Below are 15785 nucleotides of genomic sequence, written 5' to 3'. Positions count from 1 at the left end.
GCCGGGCGAGTCAGTTCGAGGGTGCGGAGGTCAGCACGGCCAGTGCTGATGCCCCGAGCAGAGCCCGCAGACGGGGCTCAGGCAGGCCGGCGGAGTGCTGCAGGGTCGACTGGATGGCGCCGATCGCGCAGTGCACGATCGCTCGCGCCGAGGTGTCGTCCAGGTCGGGTCGCAGCTCGAGGAGCAGGTGGACCCACTCCTCCAGGTAGAGGCGCTGCTTGCGGCGCAGGCCGCGACGGTCGTCATCGGGCAAGTTGGCGATCTCGCGGAAGTAGACCTGGGCGACCTCGCGCTGTCCGACGACGAAGTCGATCTGGCCCTCGATCAGCTGGGTGAGTGCGTGCAAGGGGTCGGCGCCGTGGTCGGCGGCCAGCTGCTGTCCCTGCGCCAGGAGACCGTCGATGACGGACTCGAACATCGCCACCAGCACGGCGTTCTTGCTGCCGTAGTGGCGGTAGATCGCCGATGCCGTGATCCCGACCGCCGACCCGATGTCCTCCATGGAGACGGCGTGGTAGCCGTTGGTCGCCATGAGGTCCGCCGCCGCGGCGAGGATGCGCTGCTTGCGGGCAGGGTCCCGGGTGCGTGGACCTCGCCGTGGTCCAGGCGCGGTCTCGGGGCTCGGCACGCCATGCAGCGTACGCCTCGGGTCGAGCGGGTCGGCGCCACGCCACTCGCTCGCTGCTACTCCGGCCATGGTGCTCCTCCTCCTGGTCGTTGTGGTTCCTCTTGCTCGGCACGGGCGGTGACGAATGCCTCGGGAATGTCGGTGAGCCTCGAGCGGACGTACTCGCCCAGACCTTTGGCCTGCGGATCTGGCCTGGTGGCGTCGGCGACCCCGTTGCCCAGCAGACCGACCACGACGAAGTTGAGCGCACGCAGGTTGGGCAGCTCGTAGCGATGCACGGGGAGGGAGTCGGCCTCGGGAAGCAGTCGACGGAACTCGTCGATGCTCAGGTGCGCCTCGAGCCAGGCGTACTCCTCGTCGGTGCGTACCCAGATGCCGACGTTGGCATTGCCGCCCTTGTCCCCCGAGCGAGCTCCGGCGACGGCGCCGAGCGGTGCTCTGACCGTCGCCGCGGCGGGACCGGTCCGCCCCGTCTGCGCGCTCGGCCCGCCCGCGGCCGAAGGCCGTGGTGAGTACGACTCCGGCGTGGACGGGGACGGCGGAGCCGCGTGCGGGATCTCGGCGACGGGACCATCGGCGAGGTGCAGGGTCTGGGTCACGGTCTCGGCCGGTAGCAGCGCGGGCCAGTAGACGCCGAACTCGGTGGCGTCGGTGGGCGGTGTCGTGGCATGGAATCCGGCATACCCGCCGAGGAAGAGCTCCATGACCGCGTTGGAGAACCTGCGTCCGACGACGTCGCGATCGTGGCTCTTGACCGTGATGCGGAGGTGTGCCTGCGCCTCCGCGTTCGTCGGTGCGTCGGGCCTGTCGGATCGGATCAGCCGCACGTCGACCTCGTCGTACTGCTCCTTGCCCCCCAGGATGTCGAAGAGCATCACCTCGGCCGCCGCTGCCTTGGCCTCGACGTCGAGCCCGGTGATGACCAAGGTCATCGAGTTGCGGTATCCGCCGACGTAGTTGAGGGCGACCTTGAGCAGTCCCGACGGGGCGGCGCCCTTCGTCCCGCTCATCAGCACTCGGTCGGGTGCTTCCTGGCTCAGACGCACGGTGTCGAAGCGAGCCACGACGTCCGGGTTGGGGTAGTCCGGGCCGGCGATCTCGTAGAGCAGCTGCGCGGTCACGGTTCCCACCGAGACCACTCCCCCGGTATCTGGGTGCTTGGTGATGACGGCAGAGCCGTCGGCGGCGACCTCGGCGATCGGGTATCCGGGGTAGCCGGGCGAGACGATCTCCTCGGGCCATGGGTAGTTGCCGCCCGTGGCCTGCGGACCGCACTCGATCACGTGCCCCGCCGCGACGGCTCCCGCGATGGCGTCGTAGTCGTCCGGGCTCCAGCCGTGCCACCAGGCCGCCGGTCCGACGACGAGCGAGGCGTCGGTGACCCGCGGGCACACCACGATGTCTGCCCCTGCGCGGAGCGCCCCGGTGATCCCCCAGCCGCCCAGGTAGGCGTTGGCGGTCGCCGGGCGGACACCGGCGTCGGCCAACGACCGTCCGGTGTCCAGATGCTTGAGGTCGTGCCCCGCGGCCAGGAGCTCCCCGACACGGGCCGAGAGGTCGTCTCCCTCGAGCCAGGCGATCCTGGGGGCCAGGCCGAGCCTCTCGGCAAGGTCACCGAGCTTCCCCGCGAGACCCGCCGGATTCAGGCCGCCGGCGTTCGTGACGATGCGTACGCCACGGTCCAACGCCCCTCCCAGGACCTCCTCCATCTGCGCCAGGAAAGTGCGGGCGTATCCGGCCGTCGGATCCTTCCTTCGTGCCTTCCACAGAATGAGCATCGTGAGCTCAGCGAGGTAGTCGCCGGTCACGACGTCGAGAGGTCCCTCGGTGACCATCTCCCGCATCGCGGCCGCACGGTCGCCATAGAAGCCGGACGCGTTCCCGATCCGCACAGGGCGCTTGGGCGCGGTCATCGTGCCACCCCCTGGGTGGCGAGGTGGCCTGCCGGTCTGGGGTCGGTGGGTCGCCCGGCGAACGCCTGGGCGACCTGCATCCATGCCTGTGCAGCGGGACCACTGACTGTGAGCCCCGTGTCGAGGACGTTGCGCCGCTGGGTGACCACGAGGCAGAAGTCGAGGGCCGAGCCGACGACGACGTCGTCCGCGCCCTCAGGACCCCAGGCCCATTCGCTCCCGTCCGGCCCCGCGAGCTCGACCCTCACCGGCGCCGTCGGAACGTCGCGGCCGTGCAGCTGGAAGCTGAAGGCGTACGTGCGTACTCCGATGTCGGCGATGTGCCGCAGCCGCGGCGTCGACACCGGCGGGATGCCGAAGCTGTCCCGCACGTCCTGGCCGTGGGCCCAGGTCTCCATCAGGCGACCGGTCGCAGACGACAGCACGCCCATGTCCGGGCCGTACCAGGGCAGTCGCATCGAAGGGTCGGCGGCGTCGTAGGCCTCGAGCAGCTCGGCCCGCGATCGCCGCAGCCAGTCCAGGCACTGATCCGGCGCCAGCGAGCCGGCCCGCTCGGCCACGACGTCCGGGAATCTCGGCCCCAGCGCGAGGAGCTCCTCGCGCTGAGCGAGGAAGCCCGCCCGGTCGCGCAGGGCGAGGACCGTGGCATCGTCGAAGAACGCCAGGTGAGTGACCTGATCGCGGACGGTCCAACCTTCCGCCGGCGTGTCCCGCCCCCAGTCCTCCTCGTCGAGACCCCGGAGCGTCTCGAGCAGAGTGTCCCCCTCGGCCTTGAGGTCGGCACAGATTCCTGCCAATGCGGCTGCCTTGTCCGACATCGTCATCGTCCCTCCCACTGTGGGGCTCGCTTTTCTCGGAACGCGCGGGGCCCTTCCTGCGCGTCGCGGCTGAGGTAGACCGGCTCCCAGATGCGCTCGGCGCGCTCGTACGCCTCCGAGAGCGGCAGCTCGGCGACCAGGCGGGCGGTCTGCTTGCCGGCCTGCACCGAGAGCGGAGCGTTCTCGGCGATCCGCCGGGCGAGCGCCTGCACGAAGTCATGCAGGTCGGCATCGGGGACCACATGGTTGACCAGACCCAGCCGCTCGGCCCTCGCCGCGTCGACGAGGTCGCCGGTCAGCAGGATCTCCATGGCAGCCCGGGGCGGGATGAGCCACGGCAGTGGCGCCGCCCACGGCGCACCGCGCCCCACCTTGACCTCGGTGATGCCGAACCTCGCCGACTCCCCCGCCACGCACAGGTCGCAGTTCTGCGCCAGCAGGAAGCCTCCGGCGAGGGCGAGACCGTTCACCGCGGCGATCGTCGGCTTCAAGACCGGTATGGTGCGGCCGAACTGCGGTACGAAGTCGACCGGCGGCACTTGGAGGGCGGTCTCGGCCATCTCCTTCAAGTCCCCGCCGGCGCAGAACGCCGATCCCTCTCCGGTCAGTACCAGGACCTTGGCCTCCTCGTCGGAGTTGAACCGCTTCACGGCGGCGTGCAGGCCGTCCCGGACCCGCTTGTTGAGCGCGTTGCGCGCCTCGGGTCGGTCCATCCGCACCCACGCGACGCCGTCTTCGAGCTCGTAGCGGACCTGTCCGTCGACCGACTCGGAGCTGATGATCTCAGTCACCCTCGGCCTCCTTCACGACCGCGAGCAGGGTGCCCTGGTCGACGGTGTCGCCCGCGGCCACCTTGACCTCGGCCACGACGCCGCCCTGCGGGGCCCGGACGGCGTGCTCCATCTTCATCGCCTCGAGGACGACGAGGACCTCGCCGGTCTCGACGGCGGCACCTGCCTCGACCTCGACCCGGACCACGGTGCCGGGCATCGGCGCCAGCAACGACCCAGCCGCTGCCTCGTCGGCGGCGTCCGGGAAGCGGGGCAGTTCGATGAAGTGGCTTGCGCCCAGGCGAGAGTCCGCGAAGCGCTCGTCACCGGCTCGCGCGACCAGCACGCGGTGGCGGGTGCCATCGACGACGAGGTCGACCTGGTCGCGGCTGCACGAGTGCAGCACCACGTTCCCCAGAGGCACGCCGGCGACGGTGACGTCGGCCGATGAGCCCGTGATCCGGTACGACACCGAGAGCTCCGCGTCCTGATCGCCGGCCGAGGCGGGCGCATAGGAGGCCCACTGCGGAGCGTTCGGTACGTTGCGCCAACCCGACGGAAGGCCGGGCAGCTCCGCCACGGCCGCGCGGCGAGCCGCCTGGTCGGCCAACGCCACCGCGGCGGCGTGGATCTGGTCGCGATGCGGGTCAGCGGCCATCAGGTCGGCCGCAGAGTGCCGCTCGAGATAGCCCGTGTCGATCTGGCCTGCGAGGAACTCCTCTTCACGCAAGACGCCGACCAGCAGGTCCCGGTTGGTCACCACACCGTGGACGCGTGCCTCCGAGAGCGCCCGCGACAGCAGGCGAGCGGCCTCGGAGCGGGTGGCTCCGTACGCGATGACCTTGGCGAGCATCGGGTCGTAGTGGACGCTCACCTGGCTTCCCGAGCGGACCCCCGAGTCGACCCGGAGCCCGGGAAGCTGCGGCACCTCGAAGAGGTGCAGGTCGCCGGTGGCGGGCAGGTAGCCGGCCGCAACGTCCTCGGCATAGAGTCGCGCCTCGATCGCATGGCCGCTGAGTCGCGCCTCGGTCACGCTGCGCGGCAACGGCTCACCCTCGGCAACGGCGATCTGCAGCTTGACCAGGTCGAGCCCGGTGACGAGCTCGGTGACCGGGTGCTCCACCTGGAGTCGGGTGTTGACCTCCAGGAAGTAGAACTCACCGCTGGGGTCCATCACGAACTCGACGGTGCCTGCCCCGACATACCCGATCGCCTTCGCCGCGGCCACCGCGGCCGCACCGAGCTCCGAACGGAGCTCCTCGTCGACGACGGGAGACGGTGCCTCCTCGATGATCTTCTGGTAGCGCCGCTGGATCGAGCACTCGCGCTCGAAGAGGTGCACGACCTGCCCCTGGGAGTCGGCGAAGACCTGCACCTCGATGTGCCGCGGCCGAATGACGAGGCGTTCGAGGAAGACCGCGCCGTTTCCGAAGGCGCTGACGGCCTCTCGTCTCGCCGCGGCCACGGTCGATTCGAGCTCGTCGGCCGACTCGACGATCCGCATGCCACGGCCGCCACCGCCGTACGCCGCCTTCACCAGCAGCGGGAAGCCGATATCGCCGGCGGCCCGCTCGGCGAGATCCGCGCCGAACTCCTGGTTCTCGTCGATCACGATCCCGGGGAGCACCGGGACACCGGCCTCCGCCATCAGCTGCTTGGCAGCGGTCTTCGAGCCCATCGCCCGAATCGCGGCCGGAGGTGGTCCGATGAAGGTGATGCCGGCCTCGGCACACGCCTCGGCGAAGTCGGCGTTCTCGGAGAGGAAGCCGTAGCCCGGGTGGACCGCGTCCGCGCCGACATGCCTCGCCGCCGCGATCACCAGGTCGGCCCGCAGGTACGTCTCCGCGGGTGAGGCGCCGAGAAGGGGAACCGCCTGGTCGGCGGCATGGACGAACGTGGCGTCGGCATCGGGCTCGGAGTAGACGGCGACCGTATCGACGTCACGCTCGCGCGCGGACCTGATCACCCGGGTGGCGATCTCGCCGCGGTTCGCGACGAGCAGTTTCTTGATCCTTGGCATCGGCCTGCTCCTACATCCGGAAGACGCCGAAGCCACGACGGCCCTCGACGCGCTGTGAATGGATCGCGGACAGCGCCACACCGAGGACGCTGCGGGTGTCGCGGGGGTCGATGACCCCGTCGTCGTAGATCCGTGCGCTGGTGAAGAACGAGTGCGACTCGTTCTCGATCTGCTCCTCGATCTCGTGGCGACGCTGCTCGTCGGCGGCCTCGTCGAAGGGACGGCCACTGGACTCGGCCGCCTGCCGACCGACGATGGAGAGCACTCCGGCAAGCTGCGCCGCGCCCATCACCGCGAGCCGTGCGCCCACCCAGGCGAACATCAGGCGCGGGTCGTAGGCACGACCCGACATCCCGTAGTTCCCCGCGCCGAACGATGCTCCGATGTTGATCGTGATGTGCGGGACGGTGGAGTTGGCGACTGCGTTGATCATCTTCGCGCCGTCCTTGATGATCCCGCCCTGCTCGTACGCCGTGCCCACCATGTAGCCGGTGGTGTTCTGCAGGAACAGCAGCGGCGTGTCGCTCTGGTTGGCGAGCAGGATGAACTCGGTCGCCTTCTTGGCCTCGTCGCTGAACAGGACGCCACGGTGGTTGGCCAGCACGCCGATCGGGAACCCGTGCACCGAGGCCCAGCCAGTCACCAGACTGGTCCCGTAGCGAGGTTTGTACTCGCTGAAGCGCGAGCCGTCCACGATCCGGGCGAGGATGTCGCGCGGGTCGACGGGGACCCGGAAGTCGGCCGGCATGATGCCGAGCAGCTCCTCGGCATCGTACTTCGGTGGGTCGGCCGGGAGGCTCGGACCTGGCCCGAGCTTGCGCCAGCCGAGGTCAGCCACGATCTGTCGGCCGATGCGGATCGCGTCGGGCTCGTCGACGGCGAACTGGTCGGAGACACCCGAGACCTCGGAGTGCATCCGGGCGCCGCCGAGGGACTCGTCGTCAGCGTCCTCGCCGGTCGCCATCTTGACCAGCGGCGGCCCGCCGAGGAAGACCTTGGCCTGGCCGTCGACGAAGACCGCGTAGTCGCACATCCCCGGCACGTAGGCGCCGCCTGCGGTCGAGTTGCCGAAGACCAGCGCGATGGTGGCGATGCCCTCGGCAGAGAGTTGGGTGAGCTTCTGGAAGATCTTGCCTGCGTCGACGAAGAGGTCGGACTGGGTGGGCAGGTCCGCACCGCCCGACTCGACGAGATAGACCACGGGAAGTCGGTTGATCCTGGCGATGTCGAGCGCACGCAGGTTCTTCTTGAGCGTGAACGGATTCATCGCGCCACCGCGGACCGTCGGGTCGTGGGCGATGATCACGCACTCGACGCCGGACACGACACCGATGCCGGTCAGGATGCTGGCCCCGACGGTGAACGCACTGCCCCATGCCGCCAGCGACGACAGCTCGAGGAAATGGGTGTCACGGTCCAGGAGCAGCTCGAGACGTTCGCGGACCAGCAGACGTCCACGCTTGTGGTGTCGCTCGGCATAGCGCTCTCCCCCGCCTTGTCGGACGAGGTCGAGCTGCTCGTCCAGCTCCGCGATGGCTGCCAGATGTGCGCGCCGGTTCTCGTCGAACGTGGGGTCGCCGGTGGTTGCTGTGGACGTCATCATCCGACCTGCCTGTCGCGTCCCGACCAGAAGGGCGCTCGGAGGGTCTTCTTGTCCAGCTTTCCGGCCGGGTTGACAGGAAGGCTGTCGAGGAAGTCGATGGTCTTCGGCGCGGACACGCTGCCGAGCTCCTTCTTGACGACTGACATCAGCTCCTCGGGGGCAGCCTCGGCTCCCTGCCTGAGCACGACGAAGGCGTGGACCGCCTCACCCCACTTCGGGTGCGGTACGCCGATCACGGCCGTCTGCGCGACCGCGGGGTGGGTGAGCAACGCGTCCTCGACCTGCCGCGGGAACACGTTGAACCCGCCGCTGATGACCATGTCCTTCTTACGGTCGACGATGTAGAGGTAGCCGTCGTCGTCGAGGTAGCCGAGGTCGCCGGTGTGAACCCACCCGTCCCGTAGGGCCTCGGCGTTGCGGGACGCGTCGACGTACCCGAGCATCTGGCCGAGCTGCTTGGAGCAGATCTCGCCGACCTCGCCGGCCGGAAGCGGAGTGTCGTTCACGTCCTGGATGCTGACCCCGACGTACGGGATCGGCCGGCCGGCCGACGCCAGCCTCCGGACCGCCTCGTCGCTGTCGACGCGATGGTCCTCCTTGCGCAGCACCGAGATGTAGCCCGGCTCGGTGCCGGCATAGGTCTGGACGAAGATCGGGCCGAAGGCGTCAAGTGCCTCCTTGAGCCGGTCGGGAGCGATCGGGGCGCCGGCGTACACCGCGGTGCGCAGGCTCGACAGATCGGCCTCGGCCCGGCGCGGGTGGTCGAGCAACAGGTAGACGATCGTCGGAACCAGGGCCGTCGCGGTCACCTGATACTTCTCGATCGAGCTGAGCAGCACATCGACGTCGAGACCGGGGAGCATCACGTTGGTGCCCCCACGGATGAACGTCGGCATCACGAAGACCTGGGTGAAGTGCGTCAGCGGGGCGCCGTGCGCGAAGATCTCACCCGGCCGGGTGTCTCCGATCTCCAGGCCGGCGGTGATGCTGTAGTGCGCCCAGGTGAAGTGCGAGTTCACGACGCCCTTCGGGTCGCCCGTGCTGCCCGAGGTGAACAGGACGTACGCCTCGTCGTGCTCCTGCACGACGACGTCCGGAGGTGTCGCCGGCTGCGCCGCGGTCATCTCGCCGAGATCGACCGACCCCGCGGGCCCGCCCTCTGCTGCGCTGGGAGCCACCCTGATCAGCTTCTTGAGCCCCGGCAGGCTGCCGGCGAGCTCTTCGGCGACCGAGTCGAAGTCGGAGTGATAGATCAGCGTCGTAGCGTTGGTCTGCTCGAGGTTCGTTCGGTGCACGCTCGCCGCGGCACGCGTCGGCATCTGCACCAGCACCGCGCCGGCTTTCCAGACGCCGTGCTGCACCGGAATGAACTCCAGCGTGTTGGGCAGGAGCAGCCCGACCCGCTCGCCGCTCGCCACGCCCATCGAGCCGAGCCCGTTGGCGATGCGGTTCGCGAGCTCGTGCATCTCACGGTAGGTGAGTGACCGGTCGCCGTCCAGGATCGCGGTGCGCTCCGGGTAGCTCGCGCACACCCGGTCGAAGACTTCGGGAAGTGTTCCCCACATGATGTTTGACCTCCAGTTTCCGGTTCTGACTCAGTCGTTCTCGACTTGGGTGAATGCCGCCGCGAGCAGGCGCGACCGCGCCTCGCGCAGTTCGCGGTCAAGCAGCGCAACCAGCTCGGCCACGGGCAGCACACGATCGGTCCCCGAGACGGAGTGGCCCGCCGCCCACACCCCGCGTTGGGACAGGAGCCGGTCCACCGAGAAGCCCGCCTCGCTCTCGTGCCCGCCGCCCATGGCCGGATCCACACCTCGTAGCCACTCCGAGAGCACGTTGGCGGCGAGCCCGGTGACCTGCGTGGTCGTGGCGACGTCGTCCAGCGACGCTGCGACGACTCCGGCCCTGTACGCCGCGGGCGCGAGGCTCTCCGTGGTCGCGATGAAGCGAGTCCCGAGATAGGCCAGGTCGGCGCCGAGCACGCGCGCAGCCAGAATCCCGGCTCCGTCGCTCACCCCACCGGCGAGCACCACCATCCCGTTGAACTCGTCCCGTACAGCCCGGGTGAACGCGAACGCGTTGGCCCATCCCGTCTGCCCTCCGGCACCGGCGGTGAGCAGGACGACGCCGTCCACACCGGCATCGATCGCACGGCGCGCGTGGTGGATGCTCGCGACGTCAGCGAGAACCGTCACCCCGGCGTCATGGAGCGGGCCGACGATCGATCTGGGGGATCCGACGCTGGTGATCACGACCTCGACGCCGCCGCTCAGCACCGCACGCAGGTCGGAGTCGAGCCGGCTGTTCGTCGGGTGCACGACCAGGTTGACGGCGACCGGCGCGGCCTGGGTGCCAGTGCCCACGTGTGCGCGTCGCTCGTTGATCTCCGCGAGCCACCGCTCCAGCTCCGACGAGCTCGCCGCGTTGTGGCTCGGAAACGCGCCCACGACTCCGGCGCAGCACGCCTCGGCCACCAAGTCGGGCCCGGACACGTCGGTCATCGGGGCGGCGATGGCTGGGATGCGTAGGCGGTCGGTCCACTCGGTCAACGCCACTGTCGTTTCCTCTCAGCCTGTTGGCCACACTCTCCGAGGCCGCACCTGCGGCCCGTCATCGAACCTAGTGAGCGCTGTCACTACAAACGTCAGCCTGCGGGAGGAAACCACCGCCCGATGGGGTGAGCCTGCGACCGTCAGTCGGGCGAACCGAGGTATCGCGCGATCGCCTGAGCGCGGTTCACGGCTCCGAGCTTGCGCAGGATGTGGCGGACATGAGACTTCACCGTGCTCGCCGAGACGACCAGCTCGCTCGCGATCATGGGGTTGGTCGCCCCCACGGCCATCAGCTCGAGCACCTCACGCTCCCGGCTGGTGAGGGGCTCCTCGGTGGCGTCCGCCAAGGTGCCGGCACCGCCCTCGTCCAGAACACCACCCAGGAGGGGCCCGCACAGCGGGCCTCCTTCGTCGATCCCGTCTGGGACCAGGTCCCCGCTCGGGGAGCTCAGCATCCGCTGTGTCGACGCCAGGGCGTCGTGCAGACGCGTCCGCTGCGCGCGATACTCCTCGGCGAGAACGAGCCGCTCGTAGACGAGACCGAACCCCTGAGCAAAGGTCCAGAGCACGTCTCGGTCGACGCCGTCGCAGCGTCTCGAGACGGGCCCATGGTCCGCATGGAAGAGCCCCACGACCTCCCCGCGCACCACGACAGGCGCGACGACGTACGAGCCGGAACGGCCAGCGTCGATGATCATGGGCCGATACACAGGGGATCTGGCCGTGTCCTCGACGAGTACGGGCCGGTGGCCGCGCACCACGCGGGTCTCGACCAGCATCTCGTTGAGCTCGATCGGCCTGTCGATCCATGCCCCCAGCCACTCCGGCTCGGAGCGTCCCGTGACGAAGTGACCGGTCAGAGGTCGCCAGGTCGCGTGCTCGACACGTGAGAGGACCGCGCGCCCGAAGGCGCAGCACTCGACGAGCTCGGCGCATGCGTCGTCGACCAGCTGGCGAGACGTCGGCATCGCGCTCAGTCGCCTCGCGGCGCTGCAGGCGTCCATGAGCCGCTGGGCGTGGACCGCGGCATCGTGCTTGTCGACGGCGCCCACGAACGCGTCGATCTCGCAGCCGAGGTCCCACTCGGTGGCATCGACAGCGCCTACCTCCTGATGGCCCGGCAGGTCCAAGATCCTGGCTCCCAGCGCATCCTCGCTGGAGCACCCTGAAGGTCGTGGCTCGGAGCGAGCCCGCTCGCCCAGTCTCATGAGGCGAGTCCCTGCTGCTCCAGCTGCTTGAACCTGAACACGGCCTCGGCGCGGTTCGCCGCCGGGAGCTTGTGCAGGATGTGCTTGACGTGCGACTTCACGGTGCTCTCCGAGAGCACCAGAGCCGAGGCGATCTGAGTGTTCGTGGCGCCGGTCGCGATCAACCGCAGGATGCCCCACTCGCGCGACGTCAGTCCGGAGGTGGTCGGCCCCACCGACTCCGTGGTGGCCCGCCGGCGGACCGGTGCCTTCGGCTCCGCCCGACGCAATGTCGGGCCGACTGTCGAGACCAGCTGCGAGGTGGCCGCGCTCAGGGCGGCCGCGGCCGCCTCGCTCTGCGCTCGGAGACGGTCTGCCGCGACGCAGCGCTCGTACTGCAGCCCGAAGATCCCGGCGAAGGTCGCGAGCAGGACACGGTCGATCTCCCCGAGGGGACGGCCGGTCGTGAAGCTGTCGGCGTGGAGGAATCCGGACACCCGATCCGAGATGATGATCGGGGCGACCACGTACGACCGCGAGCGGGAGAGCTCACCCATGACGCTCGAGGAGTGGGATCTCGGCCTGGGACGGTCGACGAGCAGCGTCTGCCGCCGCCTCAGCACCTCGGTCTCCACCAGCGACCCACTGAGCGGGATCGACAGCCCCACGAGGCTCTCGGCAAGCAAGGTGTTGACGGGATCGTCTTCGCCCTTCGTGATCGCCAGGGCATGGGGTGTCCAGACAGATCCGGTGACCCGGGAGAGCATCGCGCGGTCCAACCCGCCCGCCTCGCAGATCAGCCAGGGCGCCAGCTCGACAAGGCTCCCCAGCGACGCGACGGTCGCCATCGATGCGGCCTTCTCCACCACCGCGGACAACCGCGCCGAAGAACCAGCCGGATCCTCGAGCTCGGGCCACGTGACGCTGCCGCCGACAACCGTTTGTGTGGTCACTGCCAACCCACCCTTTTGTGTATCACGATTCACTATCTCAGCAATTGTTGCGACATCAGTCACATTCGTCAAGGTTAGTCGCACTCTCACGTAGGCGGGCAGAGCCTCGGCCATCTCATGTGGAGATGTGAACCCAGGATCACATCAAGCATCGACAACCGACCGGACCGCACTGGAGTTGTCGACGATTCCGTTGCCACCGGACCGAGGCGACTCCATCTCGGGTGGCTCGGTTTCGAACGTCAGCCCCTGGGAGGAAATAGGTGTCTGATGGGGTGAACCGGTCATCGCCACCCTCGCAACAGCGCTGAACCGCAGCTACGTTGTGGCCCAGATCACCTCTCATGATCGAAGGTTCCCGGAAGCAGAGGGCTGCGATGACACAGGACGAAACGACCTACGATGGGCCACGAACCAGCCGGCGTACGCTGCTCGGATATCTGGTGGCGGCTCCGACCCTGTCGGTGGCCGTGTCGCTCGGCCTGGAGCAGCGGGCGGCGGCCAAGGTGATCACCCCGCCGGGGGTCGCGGACATCATGGACCTCAGCGACGCCCAGCTCCTGGCGGTCGCGCCGACGGCCAACCTGATCTCACTCGACCTGCGCGAGGACGGCACGGTGCACTTCGCTCTGCCCAGGATGGAGGTCGGTCAGGGGATCACGACCTCGACGGCCATGATCATCGCCGACGAGCTCGACATCGGCCTGGACAAGATCGAGATCACCCTCGCCGATGCGCGCCCCGAGCTGCTGATGAACCAGCTGACCGGCGGCAGCAACACCACGATGACGACGTACCTCCCGATCCGCACAGCGGCCGCGATCGCCCGCAGGCGGCTGCTGGACGCGGCCTCGACCATGCTCGGCGGCGACGTGCCCCTCGCTGCGCTGAAGACCGTCGACGGGAAGGTGCTCGCGCCGAACGGGGTGGAGATCTCCTACGGCGAGCTGGCGGCCTCGGCCTCGGTGGACGAGACCGTCGAGGTCGAGGCACAACTCAAGGAGCCCGCCGAGTTCACCGTCATCGGCACACCGCGCAACCGGATCGACGCGCGCGCCGCAGTGACCGGACGCAAGCAGTTCACGATGGACATGGACGTGCCCGGGGCCCTGCCGACGATGCTGTGCCGGCCACCCACGCTCAACGGCAAAGTGGACTCGGTGCGCAACCGAGCGGCCGTGCTGGACATGCCGGGGGTCACCCACGTCGCGGAGATCCCTACCGGGGTGGCGGTGCGAGCCGAGACCTTCGGCCAGTGCATCGACGCCATCCGCGCCCTCGACGTCACCTGGGGTCCGGGCCCGGTCGACGGGCTCAGCGACGCCGACATCCTGGAACGGGTACGTCGCGCGGAGATCCCCCTGGCCGTCCCGAAGGTGCCGCTGCTGGCCAAGACCGTGGAGACGAACTCGACCTTCTGGTTCCGCTCGAACTCCGCGCTGGAGACCAACTGCGCGATCGCCGACGTACGCCCCGGTCGCGCCACGGTGTGGGGCGGCTTCAAGGCGCCGATCGTCGCGCAGGAGCGGATCGCCGAGATCCTCGGGCTGCCACCGACATCGGTGACGATCCATGTCGTGACCGGTGGCGGCTCGTTCGGGCGCAAGGTCTTCCCAGACGCTGCCGTGGAGGCCGCGCAGGCGAGCAAAGCGATGGGGGTGCCGGTGAAGCTGATGTGGCACCGCGCCGACGACTCGCGTCAGGGCCGGGTGCACCCCATGGCCACCACGCGGATCCGGGCGACCGTGCTGGCGGGGGAGGTGCTGACCTGGGAGCTTCGACACACTGGCGTCAAGAACGACTTCACCCACGGGTTCGGCGACGTCCTCACGGCGACCGCCCCGCGGCTGCCGGTCGCCGACCTCGGCTTCTCCGAGACCGTTTTCGCACTGACCCAGGCCTACCACTACGACTTCGGCGTCAGCACACAGCTGCTCAACGAGATCGATCTCGGCTTCACCACCGGCGCCATGCGCAACATCTACTCCCCCGACGTCGCCACGGCTCGTGAGCTCACCGTTGACAAGATCGCCGCGGCCGTCGGGAAGGATCCCTACCGATTCCGACAGGCCTTCGTCCGCGAGCAGCGTGCGAAGACGGTGCTCGACGCGGTCGCACAGCAGGGACACTGGGGCCGGGCGATGCCGGCGGGCACGGCCCAGGGCATCGCGATCAACAACGAGTACCACAGCTTCTCCGCCTGCCTCGTCGAGATCGACTGCCGTCCTGAGACAGTCAACCGAAAGGTACGTGAGGGGGTGACCGGCCCGCGCGTCACGAAGGTCGTGATTGGCGTGGATGCCGGTCTCGTGGTCAACCCCCGCGGTCTGGACGCCCAGATGATGAGCGGCGCCATGGACGGCATCGCCCAGACGCTCACGTCCAGCCTGCACCTGCGTGACGGCTACTTCCTCGAGGCCAGCTGGGACAACTACGCCTACACCCGCGAGTGGAACACGCCACCGACCGTCGAGGTCATCATCGTCCCGAACGACTCCGAGGACCCAGGCGGCGCCGGCGAGCTCGCCGTGGCCGCATCGATGGCGGCCACCGCGAACGCCTACGCGCGGGCGACCGGCAAGACGCCGACGGAGTTCCCTATCAACCACCACGACCCGTCGCACTTCGAGGTCAAGCCGACCATCCCGCCCGTGCCGCAGTCTCCGACTGACGGTCTGACCTACCTCCAGGAGTGAGCAGATGCCCACCCACACCTTCATCGTCAACGGCAAGCGAGTCAGTGTCGATGTCGCCGACAACGTACGCCTGCTCTGGGTGCTCCGTGACCTGCTGGGGGTCACCGGCCCGAAGTACGGCTGCGGCATCAACGTCTGCAAGGCCTGTACCTCCCACATCAACGGCAAGGCCTTCAACCCCTGCTCGGTGCAGGTCAAGGACATCGGCTCCGACGACGAGATCACGACCATCGAGGGCCTGCCCGAGACCGTCGGCGCCGACCTGCACCCCATGCAGGAGGCCTGGCTCGACGAGGACGTCGCCCAGTGCGGCTACTGCCAGCCGGGCCAGATCATGGCCGCCGTCGACCTGGTCCGTCGGGTCAAGGCCGAGGGCCGCGATATCACCGACGACGACCTCGACGGTCTGCGCAACATCTGCCGCTGCGGCACCTACCCTCGCTTGCGTGAGGCGATCAAGACGGGCGCCGCCAGGATGTGACCCGCGCGGCGACACGTCGGCATCAACCTCGCGCGAAGGACCTGCGCCGGTGTAGGAAGCGCCACCTTGTTCGGGCCGAGCCGCTCACAGCGGCACCCGCGCCGGCCCTTCCACACCGCTCATGCGGCCGGAAGCGATGGATCCGAGACGGGCTCGCTGGCAGC

12 protein-coding genes are annotated in these 15785 nt (G+C 69.1%); 2 read left to right on the top strand and 10 right to left on the bottom strand.

What is annotated here, in order from left to right; translation table 11 throughout:
- Positions 1–10: 10 nt before the first annotated feature.
- The 10 genes from ABT304_RS14465 to ABT304_RS14420 all read right to left on the bottom strand — a co-directional run bounded on the left by ABT304_RS14465 (position 11) and on the right by ABT304_RS14420 (position 12444).
- The gene (locus tag ABT304_RS14465; RefSeq protein WP_008357826.1) at positions 11–697 is read right to left on the bottom strand and encodes a TetR/AcrR family transcriptional regulator; all 687 of its coding nucleotides are present in this window, start codon (positions 695–697) and stop codon (positions 11–13) included.
- The gene (locus ABT304_RS14460) at positions 685–2541 is read right to left on the bottom strand and encodes an acyclic terpene utilization AtuA family protein (RefSeq protein WP_350716063.1); all 1857 of its coding nucleotides are present in this window, start codon (positions 2539–2541) and stop codon (positions 685–687) included. Before ABT304_RS14460 ends, ABT304_RS14465 begins: the two co-directional genes overlap by 13 nt.
- Positions 2538–3365, bottom strand: coding sequence for a TIGR03084 family metal-binding protein (locus ABT304_RS14455; protein ID WP_350716062.1), 828 nt, complete (start codon positions 3363–3365; stop codon positions 2538–2540). The genes ABT304_RS14460 and ABT304_RS14455 overlap by 4 nt, the downstream gene beginning before the upstream one ends.
- Positions 3362–4150: an enoyl-CoA hydratase/isomerase family protein gene (locus tag ABT304_RS14450; protein WP_350716060.1), complete on the bottom strand. Its 789-nt coding sequence runs from the start codon at positions 4148–4150 to the stop codon at positions 3362–3364. The genes ABT304_RS14455 and ABT304_RS14450 overlap by 4 nt, the downstream gene beginning before the upstream one ends.
- Entirely contained in the window at positions 4143–6149 is a 2007-nt protein-coding gene (locus tag ABT304_RS14445) for an acetyl/propionyl/methylcrotonyl-CoA carboxylase subunit alpha (protein WP_350716059.1), read from the bottom strand. Before ABT304_RS14445 ends, ABT304_RS14450 begins: the two co-directional genes overlap by 8 nt.
- Positions 6150–6159: 10 nt before the next feature.
- Positions 6160–7752, bottom strand: a complete 1593-nt coding sequence (locus ABT304_RS14440; protein ID WP_008357837.1) for an acyl-CoA carboxylase subunit beta — start codon at positions 7750–7752, stop codon at positions 6160–6162.
- Complete coding sequence (locus tag ABT304_RS14435; RefSeq protein ID WP_350716057.1) at positions 7749–9317, bottom strand: AMP-binding protein; 1569 nt, start codon at positions 9315–9317, stop codon at positions 7749–7751. The genes ABT304_RS14440 and ABT304_RS14435 overlap by 4 nt, the downstream gene beginning before the upstream one ends.
- A gap of 30 nt (positions 9318–9347) precedes the next feature.
- Positions 9348–10307, bottom strand: coding sequence for an NAD(P)H-dependent flavin oxidoreductase (locus tag ABT304_RS14430; RefSeq protein ID WP_350716055.1), 960 nt, complete (start codon positions 10305–10307; stop codon positions 9348–9350).
- Positions 10308–10444: 137 nt separating this feature from the next.
- A complete protein-coding gene (locus ABT304_RS14425) occupies positions 10445–11434 on the bottom strand; it encodes a LuxR C-terminal-related transcriptional regulator (RefSeq protein WP_350716053.1) in 990 nt (329 codons plus the stop codon).
- 74 nt (positions 11435–11508) lie between these two features.
- A complete protein-coding gene (locus ABT304_RS14420) occupies positions 11509–12444 on the bottom strand; it encodes a LuxR C-terminal-related transcriptional regulator (RefSeq protein WP_350716052.1) in 936 nt (311 codons plus the stop codon).
- A 377-nt stretch (positions 12445–12821) separates the two neighbouring features.
- Here ABT304_RS14420 and ABT304_RS14415 point away from each other — a divergent pair, with 377 nt between their 5' ends.
- Positions 12822–15140 (top strand): molybdopterin cofactor-binding domain-containing protein, encoded by a 2319-nt coding sequence (locus tag ABT304_RS14415; protein WP_008357851.1) that lies wholly within the window; start codon positions 12822–12824, stop codon positions 15138–15140.
- Between the two features lie 4 nt (positions 15141–15144).
- Complete coding sequence (locus tag ABT304_RS14410; protein WP_008357853.1) at positions 15145–15621, top strand: (2Fe-2S)-binding protein; 477 nt, start codon at positions 15145–15147, stop codon at positions 15619–15621.
- Positions 15622–15785: the final 164 nt, after the last annotated feature.

The organism is Nocardioides sp. NPDC000445, assembly GCF_040300245.1.
Taxonomy (GTDB): domain Bacteria; phylum Actinomycetota; class Actinomycetes; order Propionibacteriales; family Nocardioidaceae; genus Nocardioides.
Note: the sequence above shows the minus strand (reverse complement) of the source record. Positions and strands in the feature narration are given on the sequence as shown.